This window comes from Rhodococcus sp. IEGM 1302 (assembly GCF_030056935.1).
In the GTDB taxonomy this organism is placed as follows: Bacteria; Actinomycetota; Actinomycetes; order Mycobacteriales; family Mycobacteriaceae; genus Rhodococcus_F; species Rhodococcus_F qingshengii.
Genome location: NZ_JASHKY010000002.1, coordinates 446,831 through 463,339 on the forward strand (window position 1 = coordinate 446,831; position 16,509 = coordinate 463,339).

Genomic DNA, 16,509 nt, shown 5'->3' on the forward strand with positions numbered 1-16,509 from the left:
CTGGGTCTGGAGGTTGGTCAAGCCTGTCGGTAGCACTTGCTACGTTCGGGGCGGTCTCGGCGAGCATGCCGGGGCCGTCGCCGACGGCGTCATGTGTGTGGTGTCTTGCAGAGGGTGCGGTACGGCCTGATGCGGGGCGCGTTTCGAAAGGTGTTGTGTTTCATGGTCATGGGCCCCACCCACGCGATGTCCGGTGCTGCTGTGGGGTTGGTGGTTGCGGAGTTGTTGCCTCTCGACTGGGGAGGGCCCACATCCACTGCGGAAACTTTGACCTTTGCCGGAGTGTGTGCCGGGGCCGCCTTGCTTCCCGACCTCGATACCGGTCAGTCGACGGTTTCGCGATCATTCGGTCCGCTCAGCAAGGCTCTGGCCAAAGGCATCGACGCAATTTCGGTGACCTTCTACCGCATCACCAAAGGCAAGAAGGACGGCAAGCGTCGTGGTGGGCATCGGACGCTCACGCACACCGCGCTGTTCGCCGCCGGGTTGGGTGCCGGGGTCTCGGCGCTGGTTGTTCAGTTCGGGAAGCCAGCCATCATCATCACCCTGTTCTTCTGCCTCGGGTTGGCCATCCGTGGATTGGCGGGTGAATTGGCCAAGGAGAAGGGTTGGCTCGCGGTCTCCGCCGTTGCGTTGGTGCTCTCTGCCCTCACCTGGCAGTGGTATCCGAGTGAGGCTGGATCCACGGGGCTAGGTGTTGCGGTGGCCTTGGGCTGCGCCACGCACTGTCTCGGCGATGCGATCACCAAGGAGGGAGTGCCGTTTCTCGCGCCCCTGATTCCGCTCGGCGGCAAACGATGGTGGGAACAACGGCTGCCGTCATTCCTGTCCATCCGTGCAGGTGGGAACCTCGAGAAGATCCTGATCGGGCCGGCGTTGACGGTTCTGACTGCCTGGTTGATCATCAGTGCGTTCGACGGTGCCCCGGAAGCGATCTACGCGGTCTTCGCTCCGATGGTGCAGTGAGCTTCGGAAAACTTTTATTACGGAACCACTGGCATCGTAATCATATTTGTTCTACGTTCGTCCCTGACATGAACCGAGTCGGCTGACGGAGTGAGCAGTGGTGCATCAAGCAGAGCGCATGGCAGAGCACAGCTCGAGCGAAGACGGTGTGAGCCGGCGCGGATTTCTCGCAGCGAGTGCCGGCGCAGCTGCTCTCGCGGGCATTTCCTGGGCGCCGGCTGGAGCAGTTCCCTGGGGCTCGGCATCGACCATCGCGCCACCGCCCGGATTTCCGTCGGACATTCCGTTGTCACAGCAGGCGTACGCGAACTGGTCGCGAGAAATCATGCTCGACAGCGTGTGGACGGCCACGGCACGTCACAGCGATGACGTCGTCACCCTCGCCAACTGGGCGTTCGACAACGGGTACACAGTGCGTGCGAAGGGAACGATGCACGGGTGGAGTCCGTTGACGGTGGTGCCCGGCGCACCTTCGGATCGAGTTCTGCTGGTCGATACGATGGCCAAACTGAATTCGGTTGTGGTGCAGCACGGCACGCCCGCAACGGTCACGGCGGGCGCCGGCGCCAGTATCGAAGCGATTCTGACAGCGCTCGAGCGAGAAGGGCTCGGCTGGGCCAACTCTCCGGCGATCGGTGAGCTGTCCATCGCCGGCGCGCTGGCGATCGGTGCTCACGGGGCAACCTATCCGGCTGTGGGGGAGACGATCACCCCTGGTCAATCGTATGGTTCGCTGAGCAACCTGATCACCGAGATCACGGTGGTGGCGTGGGACGAAGGCATCAATCGGTACGCACTGAAGACATTTCACCGATCGGACGTCGAGAGCACCGCCTTCCTGGCCCATCTGGGTCGAACCTTCGTCACCTCCGTGACGCTGCAAGCCGGGGAGAATTATCGGCTGCGGTGCCAGAGTTTCACCGACATTCCGTGGCAAGAACTCTTTGCTGCTCCCGGGTCGCCAGGGCGTACCTACGAGAGTTTCGTCGAGAAATCCGGACGGGTGGAAGCAATCTGGTTCCCGTTCACGCAAACACCGTGGCTCAAGGTCTGGACACCGACCCCGGTCAAACCGCCGGAGTCCCGAGAGGTGAGCGGGCCGTACAACTACTTCTTCTCCGACGCGATTCCCGAAGAAGTCACCACCCCGTTGGGGATGGTGGCACAGGGTCTCCAAGCTGCGACACCGCTGTTCGGCGCCTCTCAGTTCGGCGCTGTAGCAGCAGGATTGGTGCTGACCGACACCGACGATCTCTGGGGCTGGTCGAAAGACGTTCTGTTCTACCTCCGGCACACGACCTTGCGCGTCGTAGCCGGGGGCGGAGCCGTGATCACCAAGCGGTCCAACATCGGCCGAGTCGTCCACGAGATGACGAGTTGGCTGAACGAACGAATGACGCACTACGCGTCGCTGGGGCAGTATCCCGTCAACATGCCGTTCGAAGTGCGTCTCTGCGGTGTCGACGATGACGGCGAGGTGTTGGTCGACAGCGCCGGAGTGCCGGACCTGTCAGCGGTGCGGCCGCGGGCGGATCGTCAGGACTGGGACACAGCGATCTGGATGAACGTGGTCTCGATTCCCGGCACCGCGGGATTGCCTGCCTTCCTTCGCGAAATGGAACGGTGGATGGTCGCGAACTACTCCGGCGATTACGCGACCTTCCGTCCAGAGTGGTCCAAGGGGTGGGCATTCACCGATCAGGCGGCGTACCAGGACGACGAATTCCTCACCAGCACAGTGCCTGCCACCTTCCGTGCCGGTGGCGACGGGAATTGGGACTTCGCTCTCGCCACTCTCGACGAACACGACCCACACCGCGTCTTCAGCAATACGTTCCTCGACCGCGTATTGCCACCCAGCTGAATCTCCTACTGCGGAAGCGGTTTGCGCCAACATACGTCGGTGACACGGATACGCTGATTGTTGTCACCGCTCCAATCGACGCTCAGCCCCTGAGTTCGGAGTGCGTCGGCTACCTGGCGCCCGACGGTCTGATCGGTGTGCGCGATCATGTGTGCCTTGGCGGTTTCGTCGCCGCCGAAGGCAGCGGCGACCAGTGCGGGATCGAGATCGTGGGCCGGACGAAACGCACTGTAGGACAAGTAGAGATCGGACGGCTCGTCGCCGAGACGCTCCGCATCTTGCATGTGGAAGAACGTGTACGCCCACTGAGCAAAGGGATACCCGTTCTCGTCGGGTTCGGACGGCGTGCGTTCGTCGTCGATTTCGGTAGTGCCGCACTGCATGCAGCAGGTGAAGTTCATCCGGGCCACGATGCCGTTGCGTTCGAGTTCGGCGAAGGCTGCGGAGAGGCGCTCGAAGTCTCCGGGAGCCGTCCACTGGGTCTGCTCCTCGACTCTTCGGTCCCAGACCTCACGCACTACTGCGTCGATCTGTCTGCCGAGTTCGTCGTTCTCGAAGCCGCCCTCGACACAGTCTCGGGCGGCTTCGCAGATTTCGTCGAACGTCGCGAAACCTGGGAGTACCAGTTCGCGTGCTTGCTCACCTACGGCGACGATGTCGGCCTCACTGAGCACCGGTGCTGACCGTGACTGTGCTGACCGTGACTGTGCTGCCCGTGACTGTGATGACCGTGACTGTGATGACCGTGACCAGGGCAATCGCATACCGGCACCGTACTGCACCGATCCGACCGTCAGGCGACGTCGGCTGCTGCTTTCGTTTCCTCCTCGTTTGACGGGGCCGGCTTGTTCGGGATGAGCGCCGTGGCGATCAGGCCCACCACGACAAATCCGGCCGCAAGGTATCCGCCGAGTGTGATGCCGTGAGTCATCGCAGATTGGGCAGCGTCGGCGACGAAGGCAGTGTTCGGTGAACCGGCCAGCGAGTCGATGGCGGCGCCTGCGCTGTCGGTGACTGCCCGCGTCAACTGATCAGCCTGAGCTTGGTCGACACCGGATCCGGTGAGGTCGTTGTTCAGCGTCGAATTGAGAGTGCTGAAGAAGACCGTGGTGAGGACAGCGATGCCCAGTGCGGACCCGAGTTGGCGGAACGCGCTCTGAATGCCGGAGCCTTGACCGGCGCTCTGCTCGGGAATCTCCTCGAGCACGACGTTGGTCACCTGCGCAGTCGCAAAACCGACGCCGATTCCGTAGAAGAACAGCACTGCGGCGATAGTCCACCAGGGGCTGTCTGTCGCAGCGATGAATCCGAGACCGGCGAGACCGAGCGCCTCGAGAGCCAAACCGATACGGACCAAGCCCAACGGCGAGACCTTCGATGCCAGCCCGAAGCTCGCACCACTGGCGACAAAGCTGCCGATGGCAATGGGAACCAGTGCGAGCCCTGCCTGGAGTGCGCTGTATCCGAGCGTGAACTGGAGCCAGAGAGGAAGCACCGCAACGATTCCGAACTCGCCGAGCCCGATGATCAGCGTCGCGATGTTGCCGTTGCGGAACGACGAGATGGAGAACAACCGTACGTCCATCAGTGCCCGCGACGGATCGGCGCTGCGGGTGAGCATGGTTTGACGGTAGGCGAACGCACCGAGCGACAGAACGGCGAGAACCAGCGCCACCAGAACCGGCGACGGTCCGCTGGACCATGAAAGACCGAACAGATCGAAGGGTTCCTTCGTGGTCAGCCACCCGTACGTTCGTCCCTCGACGAGGCCGAAGGCCAGCAGGCCGAGCCCGGCGATGGACAGTGCTGCTCCGGTGGCGTCGATGCGCCCAGCGGTGCGGGGTGAGGGCGCGATGAACAGCACTGCGCCGATCAGAATGAGCGCAGCAAGCGGAATGTTGATCCCGAATGCCCAACGCCATGAGGCATGTTCGGCAAGCCAGCCGCCGAGCAATGGGCCGAGGGCGGATGCAGCGCCGATGGTGGAGCCCCAGACCGCGAAGGCCTGGCCGCGCGCCTTTCCGGTGAACATCGCGTTCAGAAGCGACAGTGACGTGGGCAGGATCATGGCCGCGCAGGCGCCCTGCAGGAAGCGCGCCAGGATGAGCAGACCGCCGTTCGGCGCCAGTCCGGCCAGCAGGCTCGTTGCGCCGAACACGACGACACCGGCGATGAAGATACGACGGGCGCCGACCAGGTCGGCAACTCTGCCGACCAGAAGCAGGAGTGCCGCGAACACGATTGCGTAGGACTCTTGGATCCATTGAGCCTGAACGGAATTGATCCCGAGATCTTCGATGATCGAGGGAACTATGACGTTGACGATCGTGGTGTCGACGACGATCAGTGCCACGCCGAGTGCAATGGCGATCAGGCCCAACCACTTGCGGGTGGTGGGTGAGATGTTCACGAATAAACCTCCATTGTGAAGTAACTTTATTATGAAGGTATATTTGAGGCGGTAAGTTGTCAACGTGCGCGCTGGGTTCGACCGGCCGCCGTCTGGCACAGGAAAGGTGGGATCACCGAGGTGGAGGCACCGCGCGACATCTCCGTGGAGCGGGAGCGGCTGATGGACGAATTCCGCGCGTACGGTGGCACGTTCACCGAATTCAGCCATCGATTCGCGTCGTGGCTCGGCCTGCATTCCACCGACGCGACTGCCTTGATGGAAATCACCGCTGCCGAGGAGAAGGGGACGCCGCTCTCACCCGCCCGACTCGGAGAGCGGATCTCGCTGACGTCGGGTGCAACCACCGCGTTGCTCAACCGCCTGGAGAAGGCGGGACATATCGTCCGGACCCGAGAGAATGCCGACCGGCGAGTGGTCACGCTGCACAGCAGTGCGCATGTGCAGGACCTGGCGGACGAGTTCTTCGGGCCCCTTGCCGTGCGACTCGACGCCATGATGGCGAAGTACCCGCCCGAACTGCTCAGTCGATTCGAGGAATTTCTCGTCGACCTTCACTCGACGATGAACGAACACCTCGAGCAGGACAACCGCTGAACAAAGAACGCCGCTCGACTCCGGAGAGTCGGGCGGCGTTCTTTGTGCCGGTGACGGCTACTTGCCGAGCTTGGCCTGCAGGTCGTCGAGAACCAGGCCGGCACCTGTCGGGCCGAGGCCCAGGAACCAGGTCTCGTCGCTCACCTCGGTGGCGCGTCCTTCCTTGACTGCGTCCATGCTGGCCCACAGCGGTCCGGCAACAACCGTGGTCTGGCCCGTGTCGGCGGGATTTCCGTAGCTGGAGTAGAAGATTCGGTCACCCTCCGCCTCGGTGATCGTTTCGGGGCTGACCTCGACGGCCAGTTCGTCGATGTCCTGGATCGCCGGGCGGGGCAGGCCGACGTCCTTCAAGATGACGCCGATGAACGACAGATTGCCGTACAGGCGCAGCTTCCCGGACATGAAACGAACCAGTGAAACGGTCGGGGAGCCGTCGATCGACTCACGTACCTTGTCGGCGTGCTCTTGGTAGTCGTTGAGAACCTGCTCAGCCTTGGTCTCCTCGCCGAGTGCGTCACCGGCAAGGAGGAAGTTCTCCTTCCACGGAAAGCCGGGGCGGATGCTGAAGACCGTCGGAGCGATTGCCGCGAGTTGCGGGTAAAGCTTGTCCTGGCGCAGCTTGCTGCCGAGGATCAGATCGGGCTGCAGTGCGGTGATCGCCTCGAGGTTGAGGTTGTTGGTCGTGCCGACGTCGGGGACACCGACCAACTTGTCCGCCAGGTACGACGGCTGACCGGCGGCGCTTTCCGGGCTGGCGATGCCGACCGGGGTGATCCCGAGCGAGAGAACCTCGTCGAGTTCACCGCTGTCGAGGACGACGACGCGGGTCGGCTTGGCCCCGAGGGTGGTCTCGCCCAGGGCATGGGTGATGGTGCGAGGGAACTCGCCTGGCGCGGCATCGCTGCCGAGCTTCGCGGTTTCCGTGTCGGCGGTGCTGAACAGCTTGCCGCCGGTCGCGACATCGGTGTTGCCGTTTGCGTTGCCGCCGGCGTCGGAAGAGCCGCAGGCCGTAGCGGCAAAAACAGTCGCCAGGGCAACCATGGCGACCCGGACCGACGTGCGGCTCCGGAGAGTGGTGCGTGAGTGCATTAGGCTACCCTACCTTTCGGCTATCGGGCTTGGTCAGGGAGGTATCCGCACCGTTGATGCCAGGTGAGCGGCGCGTCAGGTCTCGCTCAGCGGGACCGCTACGCAATTCGGACTACAGGGTGCGACCAACGTGTTAGCTTCGCGAAAGACCTGTACTGGTAAGCGAAGACGCGTGTAGTGAGGATTTCGATGACCCTGAACATTGCCGATCTGTTCGAGGCCGTTGCCGATGCGATCCCCGATCGAGTTCCCTTGATTCTGGAAGACGTGCGATTGAGCTACGCCGAACTCGAACTGCGATCGAACCGACTCGCTCATCACCTGCAGTCGGTGGGCGTCGAGCCTGGGCAGCACGTCGGTATTCACATGCGTAACTGCGTCGAGTACGTCGAAGCGCTCCTGGCTTGCTTGAAGATCAGAGCGGTACCGATCAACGTCAACTTCCGCTATACCGATGCAGAACTCCTGTACATCTACACCAACTCTCAAATGGTGGCACTGCTGGTCGAAGAGGAATTCGCGCCGACGGCATTGGCCGTGGTTCCGCAGTGTCCGGAGATCACCCACGTGCTGATCGTCGGCGAAGACTACGAGAACGCCCTTGCCGCGCAGACTGATACCCGCGACTTCGGCCCTCGCAGCAACGACGACCATTTCATCATCTACACCGGCGGCACAACCGGAATGCCCAAGGGTGTGGTGTGGCGGCACGAGGACTTCTTCTTTGCCGCCCTGTCCGGAGCGAACCTCAGCGGGCCGCCGCGTCGTAGCCTCGAAGAGGTTGTGGATGCAGCTGTAGCGAACACCAATCCAACTGTGCTGCTACTCATCCCGCCGCTCATGCATGGAGCCGCAATCTATTCACTGCTCACGGCATTCCTCATGGGAGCGCCCCGAGTGCTGACCCGCAGCTTCGATCCGATGGAAGTGTTGCGACTGGTCGAGGCCGAGAAGATCACCGGAATCACCGTCGTCGGCGACGCAATTGCTCGGCCGATCGCCGACGCCATCACCGCAAGCGAAGGGCGCTACGACCTTTCGACTCTCCAACTGATCGGGTCGGGTGGCGCGTTGTTCTCCCCGAACCTGAAGGCAGAACTGACAACCCGACTACCGGGGTTGGTGATCAAGGATGCATTCGGTGCTTCGGAATCCGGCAACGACGGCGTCGTCGAATTCGGTGAGGACGGTTCCAAGCGAATTCGATCCAACCCCAACATGATTCTTGTCGACGACGAATTCCGTCGCATCGAACCAGGCTCGGACACAGTCGGTTTCATCGCCCGGGCCGGCCATGTTCCTGTTGCCTACTTCGGCGACCCGGCCAAGACTGCTGCAACTTTTCCCGTCGTCGACGGGGTTCGTCTGGCGGTACTCGGGGACATGGGCACGATGGAAGCCGACGGAACCATCGTGCTGCTCGGGCGCGGTTCGATGTGCATCAACTCCGGCGGCGAGAAGGTCTACCCCGAAGAAGTGGAGCAGGCACTCAAAACTCACCCGGCAGTTTTCGACGCCTTGGTAGCGGGCGCGCCCGACGCACGATTCGGCGAGAAGGTCGCCGCGGTGGTGCAGGTTCGACCGGGATTCGAAGATTTTGCGACGGAATCATTGTCGGAGCATTGCCGCACCCACGTCGCCGGGTACAAGATCCCCCGCTCGATCGTGCTCGTACCAACCATCCTCCGCTCGCCCAGCGGTAAGGCCGACTACCGTTGGGCTCGCGAAACCGTAGCGGGAGCGTAAATCACCTCCCGGCACTTCGGACGACGCACCACTCGTTTCCCTCGGGATCCAGCAGCACCTGAAAGGTGCCGGCCGGGTCCTGCTGGACAGTACCGACCCGAGTTGCGCCGAGGCGCTCGGCAGCTTCGGTCGCAGCGACGACGTCATCCACACTGACGTCGATGTGTAGACGATTCTTCGTCAGCTTGGATTCCGGTACACGTTGGAAGGCGAGGCGAGTCCATCCTGGAGGGTCGACAAACGCCCACTCCGCGCTCCGCTCCACCGGCTGCCCACCGAGGATTCCGGCCCAGAAGGTCGCCAACTGGGCTGGTGCGGAGCAATCCACAACTACTTCATCGACCTGCCCGATCACCGCTTCACAGCTCCGCTGAATTCGGCTGTCACAGCTGCACTCAATTCGGCTGTCACACCTGCGCTGAATTCGGCTGTCACAGCCAGGGCTCGATCGGCTTCTTCACCCACATGATCTTCTCGTCCGGATGCTCACGCCGAGCTTCGGGACGGTCTGGGTTGGCTGCTGCCCACACGGCTTTCTCGTCGAGCAGTCCGGCCGCGATCGTCCAGGTCTCCCGCGTGCTCGGCGGATTGGCGCCCGCCGCCCGCGCAAGCTTGCGCAGCCGATCGTCGGGCATGTCGAGCAACTCTGCACTACTGATATCGCGATCCCAGGCGAACTTGGCAAGACCGACAGCTTTCTCACGTCGGCTACGGCTCGCCATGTCGTTGTGCGCGAAGTCTGGTTCGGATGCCACGGCTTCACCTTATCGTCAACGAAATCGAGGCCCTCCCGCGTAAGCGGAAGGGCCTCGATTTCTGTTCTTCACTGTCGGGGTGGCGGGATTTGAACCCACGACCTCTTCGTCCCGAACGAAGCGCGCTACCAAGCTGCGCCACACCCCGTGTCGAACCTCGGTTAGCTTACATTACCGAGTCGACTGACATTAAATCCGCAGGTCAGTTGCGTAGAACCGACGCTGGAGACTCTGCGGAACTGTGTGCGGAGACATGCTCCGGTTCGCGCCTGGTCGCCGGAACCAAAGTCAGCAGAGTTGCCTCGGGGCGGCAGCAGAAGCGTGCGGGAGCCCACGGCGAAGTGCCGATGCCCGCTGAGACGTGCAGCTGGGTGTGCGCGCCCCACTTCGATGGTCCCTTGACCCGGGATCGGTCGATCTGGCAGTTGGTGACCAGCGCGCCGTAGAACGGAAGGCACAGCTGACCACCGTGCGTGTGGCCGGCGAGCACCAGGTCGTAGCCGTCGTCGGCGAACCGGTCGAGAACTCGAGGTTCGGGTGAGTGCGTCAGGCCGAGCTTGAGCTGGGCGACGGGATTGGGTGTTCCGGCGACGGTGTCGTAGCGATCGCGCTTCAGGTGCGGATCATCGACGCCGGCGGCAGCAATGCGAATACCGGCCACTTCGAGTTCGCGGCGCACGTGGGTCATGTCCAGCCATCCACGTTCGGTGAACGCGGCCCGCAGATCGCCCCAGGGGAGGGGATCGCCGGTGATGCGCTTGTCCTTGTTGAAGATGTAGCTCAGTGGATTCTTCGGTTTCGGAGCGAAGTAGTCGTTGCTGCCGAAGACGAACAGACCCGGCCGAGCCAACAGATCGCCGAGCGCCTGGACCACTGCCGGGACGCTGCGCTGATGCGACAAGTTGTCTCCGGTGTTGACCACGAGGTCGGGGTCGAGGCCTTCGAGCTCACGCAACCAATTCTGTTTCAACCGTTGGTTCGGCATCATGTGCAGGTCGCTGAGATGGAGGACCCGCAGCGACGACGAACCGGGCGCCAGGACTGGCATCGTCACCTCACGCAGTGCAAATGCATTGCGTTCGATGCCGGATGCGTACCCGATCCCTAGTGCAGCGGCGCCCGCGGCACCAAGTGCGGTGCGGGTCAGATTGGTGCGGAACTGGGAAGACACCTCTCAAGGATACGGGTGTGGCGTTCTTCTGCGTCGCTCTCGCCGCCTTTTACAGCTATTCCACAGAGAATTGTGTCCGGGCGGAGGTAACTATCGGCACGCTCGAAACGCCGAGCGCGTAGCGTTTCCACCATGTCCGACACGACACCATCGCTCAAAGCCACCCTCCGAACCGACATGGTTGCATCCATGAAGGCGAAGGATCCGCTACGTACAGCCACCCTTCGGATGCTCATGGCAGCCATCCAGACCGAAGAGGTTGCCGGTAAGGAAGCACGGGTCCTCACCGACGAAGAAATCATCAAAGTCCTTGCAAAGGAATCGAAGAAGCGCGGCGAATCGGCCGAGATCTACACCGAGAACGGCCGCGGTGAACTTGCCGCGAAAGAGCGCGCCGAAGCTCAGATCATCGACGAGTACCTGCCGACGCCGTTGACCGACGCCGAACTCGTCGACGTCGTCGACACCGCCCTCGCTCAGGTGTCCGAGGAGCTCGGTGAGCGTCCGGGTATGCGTCAGATGGGCCAGGTCATCAAGGCCGCCAGCGCGCTGGCCAAGGGCAAGGCCGATGGCGCACGTATCTCTGCAGCAGTGAAGTCCCGCCTGTAGAAGCGCGCCACCGGAAACCGAAAACGGCCGCGAACTCCGAGTCACTCGGAGATCGCGGCCGTTCTTGTTTTCAGGGCCGTCAGTTTTCAGGGCCGTCAGTTCGGTGGGGTCCCCGCAGGCGGTGCGGGTTCGCCTCCCGGCGGAGTCGCATCCGGGGGAGTCGCGCCCGGTGCCGGAGCTGCTGGAGCTGCCGGGGATGCGGGTGCTGCCGGAGCCCTTACGGACCCGTCACTGATGTAGATCGTGACGGTCGAACCCGGGATCGCGGACCCGGACGGCGAAACTCCGGTGACCGTTCCCGCCCGTGCTCCGGATGCCGTGGTCACGGAATTGACCGTGAAGCCGGACGCCTGCAACCTCGACGTCGCCGCCGACTGGCTCAGGCCGACAACCTCGGGAACCTGGCCGTTCTGTGATCCCCGTGCGTACTTCTCGTCGATCGGGGGCAGCGAGGTGGGCCCGAAGTTGTTGGCGACCGGGTTCATTGCCGCGAACCAGGATCTCGCCGGTTCGGTACCGCCGTACAGGTTGCCGCTGTAGCAGGGGCGTAGCGGGCTCGAGCAGATCTCGCCGGGTGTCGGGGAGTCGCCGAAGATGTAGACGGCCGCAGCGAGGTTGTTGGTGAAACCGAGGAACGCCGAGGACTTGTGGGTCTCGGTGGTACCCGTCTTGCCCGACATCGGCAGGCTCCATCCGGCGCTGCTCGCGGCACCGGCAGACGTACCGGCGCCGACGTCGTCACGGCTCATGGCGTTGGCGAGTGTGTCTGCCAAGCCGGGATCGACGACCTGCTCACAGCCCTGCTCGGTGACGGCCACCGGCTTGCCGTAGCGGTCGAAGACCGAATCGATGGGACTCGGCGGGCACCACTTGCCGTGCGAGGCGAGAGTGGCCGCGACGTTGGAGAGTTCGAGCGGGTTGATCCAGGTGGGGCCGAGGGTGAACGAACCGAGGTTTTGTTCCTTCTGGAAGTCGGCCATGCTGCGCTCGTCGAAGCCCGAGGTGTTGGGATCGGCGTACGAGCGCATGCCGAGACGGACAGCCATGTCGACGGTCGGCGTGACGCCGGTCGCCTCGATGAGCTTGACGAAAGCGGTGTTTGGGGACTGTGCCAGGGCGTCGGTCACGGACAGCGTCGGCGGATAGTTACCGGCGTTCTCCACGCAGTACGTCGAGACCGGGCAGCCTGCCGCACCACCGCTACCCATGCCCTTGGCTTCGAAGCGCTTGGGCACGTCGAGGGTCGCGTTGATGCCGAGGCCCTTCTCCATCGCCGCAGCGGTCGTGAAGATCTTGAAGACGGAACCCGCACCGTCACCGGCAAGGGAGTACGGCTGCGCCTGGACGGTTTCGTCGGCGTCGGCATTGAGTCCGTACGTGCGACTGCTGGCCATCGCGATGACCTTGTGTGAATCCTGGCCCGGCCTGATCACGTTCATCACGTTCGCGATGCCGTCGAGGTTGGCGCTCGCGTTCGCGTTCAGTCCGGCCTTGGTGGACGCCTGGACCTGCGGATCGAGAGTGGTCTTGATGAGGTAGCCACCCTCGTTGATCTGGTCGCGGGTGATTCCGGCATCCGAGAGGTACTTCAGTGCGTAATCACAGAAGAATCCGCGATCGCCTGCAGCGATGCAGCCGCGCGGCAAGTTGTTGGGGGTTTCGAGGACGCCGAGGGGCTCTTCCTTGGCCGCACGGAACTCGTCGGCACGATCCGGAATGTTCGTGATCATGGTGTCGAGCACGGTGTTACGACGCTCGGTCACGCCCTCGACGTTCGTGTACGGGTTCAGCGCGGAGCTGGACTGAACCATGCCGGCCAGCATCGCGGACTGCGGAACGGTCAGATCTGCGGCGTCGACGCCGAAGTAGGTCTGAGCCGCGTCCTGAATGCCGAAGGATCCGTTGCCGAAAGGTACGAGGTTGAGGTACCGGGTGAGGATCTCGTCTTTCGTGAGTTCCTTGTCCAGCGTCAGCGCCATCCGGATCTCGCGGATCTTTCGGGCCGGGGTGGTCTCGATGGCAGCGCGGCGCTCGGCATCCGTCTTGGCCACGACCAACAGTTGGTAGTTCTTCACATACTGCTGATCGAGTGTCGACGCGCCCTGCTGCACTTCACCGGTCGTCGTGTTGGTGAGGAAGGCGCGCAGCGTTCCCTGCCAGTCGACGCCCTTGTGGTCGGGGAACCGGCGGTCCTCGATGGAGACGATCGCCAACTTCATGTTGTTGGAGATCTTCTCGCTCGGGACTTCGAAGCGTCGTTGGTCGTACAGCCAGGCAATGGGATTGCCTGCCGCATCGACCATGGTGGACACCGCGGGGACCGTGCCTTCGACCAGTTCGGCCGAGACGTTGTCGACGGTATCGGCAGCGCGATTGGACGCGAATCCGAATCCGCCGGCCACCGGGAACATCACCCCTGCGACCAGGACACCCGCCAATGCGGAGCTTCCGGCGAGCTTCGCCACTGTTTTTGCAATCGACACGATCTACAGAGTACGTGTGCCCACCCATTGGAACCGGTTTCAGTGTTTTGCGGGTGTTCAAAACCTCCTGAACACGCGCTTTGTACTGCCGTACCAAAAAATGCTCCCGACCGTCTTGCGTTAGGGGCGTTCTTTACCTAAATTGTGATCAGTGTGATCGACGTAACACTCGATCACGAATGTGTCTCAGCTTTCACGTGCTACCGCGAGACGGCTGAGATGGTGCGCTGCTCGCCTCATGGCGACGGTCAGACTTTGTAGAGGGGACCCAGAATGTACACAGCCACCCCGAGTAGCCGTTTGGACATCGAGCAGGCCGAGGCACGAATTGCCTGGGTAACTCAGGCGCGATGCCGCGAGGTCGATCCCGACCAACTTTTTGTTCGTGGCGCCGCACAGCGCAAGGCAGCCACCATCTGCCGTCACTGCCCGGTTCTCATGCAGTGCGGAGTAGATGCTCTCGACAACCGTGTCGAGTTCGGTGTGTGGGGCGGAATGACCGAACGTCAGCGCCGTGCACTGCTCAAGCAGCACCCCGACGTCGACTCCTGGTCCGAGTTCTTCGAAGACCAGCGCCAGCATCACTCAGCAGTCTGATCCAGGTCGATCGGGGGATCAGCCCTTACGAGTGAGCTGATCTCCCACCGCGCGCAGCGCCTCGAGGTCCGAGACCTCGAACGGTAGCGACGGAACACCGATCAGCGGCACCCTCGGGTGAGCTGCGGTGAATCGACTCAGCAAGGCGATTTCTCGCTTCGCGATCACTGCCCGATGGGCATGGATGCGGAGAACGGCTGCGGTGAGGGCCTCGGCCTCGGTCGCATTTTCCTTCGCTTCCAGTTTGTCGGCGGCGGTCACCGCATGATCGGCAGGCAGAGCCGTCAACGTCGGGTGAGTGCGGTTGAGAACCAGACCGGCCAACGGCATCGAGTCACCCGCAAGGCGATCGACGAAGAACGCCGCCTCACGGAGAGCGTCGGGTTCGGCCGCTGCGATCACCAGGAAATGAGTCCCCGGCTGACGCAGCAACTCGTAGGTCTTCGTGGCGCGTTCACGGAAACCGCCGAACATCGAGTCGAGCGACTGCACGAATGCCGATGCATCCGAAAGCATTTGGCTTCCCACGATGGTCGAGACACCCTTCAGAGCCAATCCCATCGCGCCGGCCACGAGCCTGGTCAGGCCACGGCCGGGTGCCGAGAGCAGCCGGATCATCCGTCCGTCGAGGAATGTTCCGAGCCTCTGTGGAGCGTCGAGGAAGTCGAGCGCATTGCGCGACGGCGGGGTATCGACGATCACCAGATCCCACGCGTCGTTCGACGCCAGCTGCCCCAACTTCTCCATCGCCATGTACTCCTGCGTTCCGGAGAACGATGTGGCAACGGTTTGGTAAAAGGGATTCGCCAGGATCTGCTCGGCCTTCTCAGGGCTCGAATGCTCGATGACCATCTCGTCGAAAGTCCGACGCATGTTCAGCATCATCGCGTGGAGTTCGCCCGTGGCCTCGGGACCCAGCTTCACCGGCTGCGGAGTGTTGTCGAGTTCGGCCACACCCAAGGCCTGTGCGAGGCGACGGGCCGGATCGATGGTGAGGACGACTACGCGTCGGCCCTCTTCGGCTGCCCGCAACGCCAGCGACGCAGCCGTCGTGGTCTTGCCGACGCCACCTGCGCCGCAACACACCACGATCCGGGCCGTCGGGTCCTTGATGATCGCCGAAATATCGAGGGCAGGAGCTGCGCGTCGGCCGGTCCTGGAACTGCCGACCGTCACGTTCTCGGTGGTCTCGGTCATCACACGCCCTGTTCCGTGAGGTATTCGGCCAGCTCGTAGAGCCCACCGAGATCGACGCCGTCGGCGAGTGCGGGAAGTTGCACCCGCGCGCCGTCGATCTCGCGGAGCTTCTCCGCACTGGATTCTTGAGCTTCGAGCACCGACGCGTGCTCGATCGTCTCGGTGAGCAGGCCGGCGAAGTCGTCGTCGGACAGATCGATGCCGACATCGGAGAGCGTCGACCGGATCGAAGCTGCATCGATGTTGCCGGCTGCAGCACCGGAGAGTTGGTCTTCGGGCAAGAACCTCGGGCTGGCGCGGTTGACGATGATGGCACCGAGGTTGAGGTCGTCACGCGCCAGTTCTGCGGCGGCGTCGGCGGTTTCCTGAACGGGCAGCGCTTCGAGAAGCGCAACAAGATGTACGACGGTCTCCGGCGAGTGCAGCAGCCGAACGACGCCTTCACTCTGCGAATGCACCGGGCCGCCCTTGGCGAGGTCGGCCATCGCCTTGGTGACGTCGAGGAAGCTGCCGATCCGCCCGGTCGGGGGAGCATCGACGACAACGGCGTCGTACACGCGTTTGCCGGTTCGATCGGTGCGGATGACGCACTCCTTGATCTTGCCGGTGAGCAGAACGTCGCGAAGGCCTGGAGCGATTGTGGTGGCGAATTCGATGGCGCCGAACTTACGCATCGCCCGGCCGGCGAAGCCGAGGTTGTAGAACATTTCGAGGTATTCGAGGAACGCGGTCTCGATGTCGACGGCCAGAGCCATCACTTCACCGCCACCTTCGGCGGCCGCGACCTTGGTCTCCTGCGGTGGAAGCGGTGGTACGTCGAAGAGCTGCGCGATTCCCTGGCGGCCCTCGACCTCCACGAGGAGAACGCGCTTGCCGCCTTCGGCCAACGCGAGCGCCAACGCGGCGGCAACCGTGGACTTACCGGTTCCGCCTTTACCTGACACAAAGTGCAGGCGGGCCTTCGTCGCAGACTCGGGCCAGGTCCTGCTCAGCTCATCTTGGGATGCAACCACACCGCGAGCCTA

The 16,509-nt window shown here is 63.0% G+C and carries 15 protein-coding genes and 1 tRNA gene; 6 read left to right on the forward strand and 10 right to left on the reverse strand.

Features of this window, described 5'->3' with window-relative positions; all coding sequences use genetic code 11:
• The first annotated feature begins 162 nt into the window (after positions 1-162).
• Positions 163-966, forward strand: coding sequence for a metal-dependent hydrolase (locus QM609_RS06775; protein ID WP_007732353.1), 804 nt, complete (start codon positions 163-165; stop codon positions 964-966).
• A 118-nt stretch (positions 967-1,084) separates the two neighbouring features.
• The gene (locus QM609_RS06780; RefSeq protein WP_050656945.1) at positions 1,085-2,830 is read left to right on the forward strand and encodes a cholesterol oxidase substrate-binding domain-containing protein; all 1,746 of its coding nucleotides are present in this window, start codon (positions 1,085-1,087) and stop codon (positions 2,828-2,830) included.
• A gap of 5 nt (positions 2,831-2,835) precedes the next feature.
• Here QM609_RS06780 and QM609_RS06785 read toward each other — a convergent pair whose 3' ends face one another.
• Positions 2,836-3,504, reverse strand: coding sequence for a DUF6891 domain-containing protein (locus tag QM609_RS06785; RefSeq protein WP_283337175.1), 669 nt, complete (start codon positions 3,502-3,504; stop codon positions 2,836-2,838).
• 119 nt (positions 3,505-3,623) lie between these two features.
• Complete coding sequence (locus QM609_RS06790) at positions 3,624-5,240, reverse strand: DHA2 family efflux MFS transporter permease subunit (RefSeq protein WP_283337177.1); 1,617 nt, start codon at positions 5,238-5,240, stop codon at positions 3,624-3,626.
• A gap of 120 nt (positions 5,241-5,360) precedes the next feature.
• Here QM609_RS06790 and QM609_RS06795 point away from each other — a divergent pair, with 120 nt between their 5' ends.
• Positions 5,361-5,837: a MarR family winged helix-turn-helix transcriptional regulator gene (locus tag QM609_RS06795; protein WP_003943458.1), complete on the forward strand. Its 477-nt coding sequence runs from the start codon at positions 5,361-5,363 to the stop codon at positions 5,835-5,837.
• A gap of 57 nt (positions 5,838-5,894) precedes the next feature.
• Here QM609_RS06795 and QM609_RS06800 read toward each other — a convergent pair whose 3' ends face one another.
• On the reverse strand, positions 5,895-6,926 hold the full coding sequence (locus QM609_RS06800; RefSeq protein ID WP_076948726.1) for an ABC transporter substrate-binding protein: 1,032 nt from the start codon (positions 6,924-6,926) through the stop codon (positions 5,895-5,897).
• Between the two features lie 189 nt (positions 6,927-7,115).
• Between QM609_RS06800 and QM609_RS06805 the strand changes: the two genes are divergently transcribed.
• On the forward strand, positions 7,116-8,672 hold the full coding sequence (locus QM609_RS06805; RefSeq protein WP_050656938.1) for an acyl-CoA synthetase: 1,557 nt from the start codon (positions 7,116-7,118) through the stop codon (positions 8,670-8,672).
• Between the two features lies 1 nt (position 8,673).
• Here QM609_RS06805 and QM609_RS06810 read toward each other — a convergent pair whose 3' ends face one another.
• The 4 genes from QM609_RS06810 to QM609_RS06825 form a co-directional block, all read right to left on the reverse strand.
• The gene (locus tag QM609_RS06810) at positions 8,674-9,027 is read right to left on the reverse strand and encodes a VOC family protein (protein WP_042446659.1); all 354 of its coding nucleotides are present in this window, start codon (positions 9,025-9,027) and stop codon (positions 8,674-8,676) included.
• A 76-nt stretch (positions 9,028-9,103) separates the two neighbouring features.
• The gene (locus QM609_RS06815) at positions 9,104-9,427 is read right to left on the reverse strand and encodes a hypothetical protein (protein WP_003943496.1); all 324 of its coding nucleotides are present in this window, start codon (positions 9,425-9,427) and stop codon (positions 9,104-9,106) included.
• A 74-nt stretch (positions 9,428-9,501) separates the two neighbouring features.
• Positions 9,502-9,575: transfer RNA gene (locus QM609_RS06820), tRNA-Pro, on the reverse strand.
• Between the two features lie 54 nt (positions 9,576-9,629).
• The gene (locus QM609_RS06825) at positions 9,630-10,598 is read right to left on the reverse strand and encodes a metallophosphoesterase (RefSeq protein ID WP_003943461.1); all 969 of its coding nucleotides are present in this window, start codon (positions 10,596-10,598) and stop codon (positions 9,630-9,632) included.
• Positions 10,599-10,730: 132 nt separating this feature from the next.
• Between QM609_RS06825 and QM609_RS06830 the strand changes: the two genes are divergently transcribed.
• Complete coding sequence (locus QM609_RS06830; RefSeq protein WP_003943491.1) at positions 10,731-11,207, forward strand: GatB/YqeY domain-containing protein; 477 nt, start codon at positions 10,731-10,733, stop codon at positions 11,205-11,207.
• A 95-nt stretch (positions 11,208-11,302) separates the two neighbouring features.
• On the opposite strand, the gene QM609_RS06835 is transcribed toward QM609_RS06830, so the two are convergent.
• The gene (locus QM609_RS06835; RefSeq protein ID WP_050655305.1) at positions 11,303-13,672 is read right to left on the reverse strand and encodes a penicillin-binding protein; all 2,370 of its coding nucleotides are present in this window, start codon (positions 13,670-13,672) and stop codon (positions 11,303-11,305) included.
• 291 nt (positions 13,673-13,963) lie between these two features.
• On the opposite strand from QM609_RS06835, the gene QM609_RS06840 reads away from it, so the two are divergent.
• Positions 13,964-14,287, forward strand: a complete 324-nt coding sequence (locus tag QM609_RS06840) for a WhiB family transcriptional regulator (protein ID WP_283337181.1) — start codon at positions 13,964-13,966, stop codon at positions 14,285-14,287.
• Positions 14,288-14,305: 18 nt separating this feature from the next.
• Here the strand turns inward: QM609_RS06840 and bagB are convergent, their stop codons facing one another.
• Positions 14,306-15,484, reverse strand: a complete 1,179-nt coding sequence (gene bagB, locus QM609_RS06845) for an ATPase BagB (RefSeq protein ID WP_007732380.1) — start codon at positions 15,482-15,484, stop codon at positions 14,306-14,308.
• A complete protein-coding gene (gene bagA, locus QM609_RS06850; protein ID WP_037130910.1) occupies positions 15,484-16,497 on the reverse strand; it encodes an ATPase BagA in 1,014 nt (337 codons plus the stop codon). Before bagA ends, bagB begins: the two co-directional genes overlap by 1 nt.
• Positions 16,498-16,509: the final 12 nt, after the last annotated feature.

Excerpts from the sequence above, each read along its gene's own strand:
- QM609_RS06780 (WP_050656945.1), top strand. The coding sequence starts at position 1,085 with ATGGCAGAGCACAGCTCGAGCGAAGACGGTGTGAGCCGGCGCGGATTT.
- QM609_RS06840 (WP_283337181.1), top strand. The coding sequence starts at position 13,964 with ATGTACACAGCCACCCCGAGTAGCCGTTTGGACATCGAGCAGGCCGAG.
- QM609_RS06800 (WP_076948726.1), bottom strand. The coding sequence starts at position 6,926 with ATGCACTCACGCACCACTCTCCGGAGCCGCACGTCGGTCCGGGTCGCC.
- QM609_RS06775 (WP_007732353.1), top strand. The coding sequence starts at position 163 with ATGGTCATGGGCCCCACCCACGCGATGTCCGGTGCTGCTGTGGGGTTG.
- bagB (WP_007732380.1), bottom strand. The coding sequence starts at position 15,484 with ATGACCGAGACCACCGAGAACGTGACGGTCGGCAGTTCCAGGACCGGC.
- QM609_RS06830 (WP_003943491.1), top strand. The coding sequence starts at position 10,731 with ATGTCCGACACGACACCATCGCTCAAAGCCACCCTCCGAACCGACATG.
- QM609_RS06805 (WP_050656938.1), top strand. The coding sequence starts at position 7,116 with ATGACCCTGAACATTGCCGATCTGTTCGAGGCCGTTGCCGATGCGATC.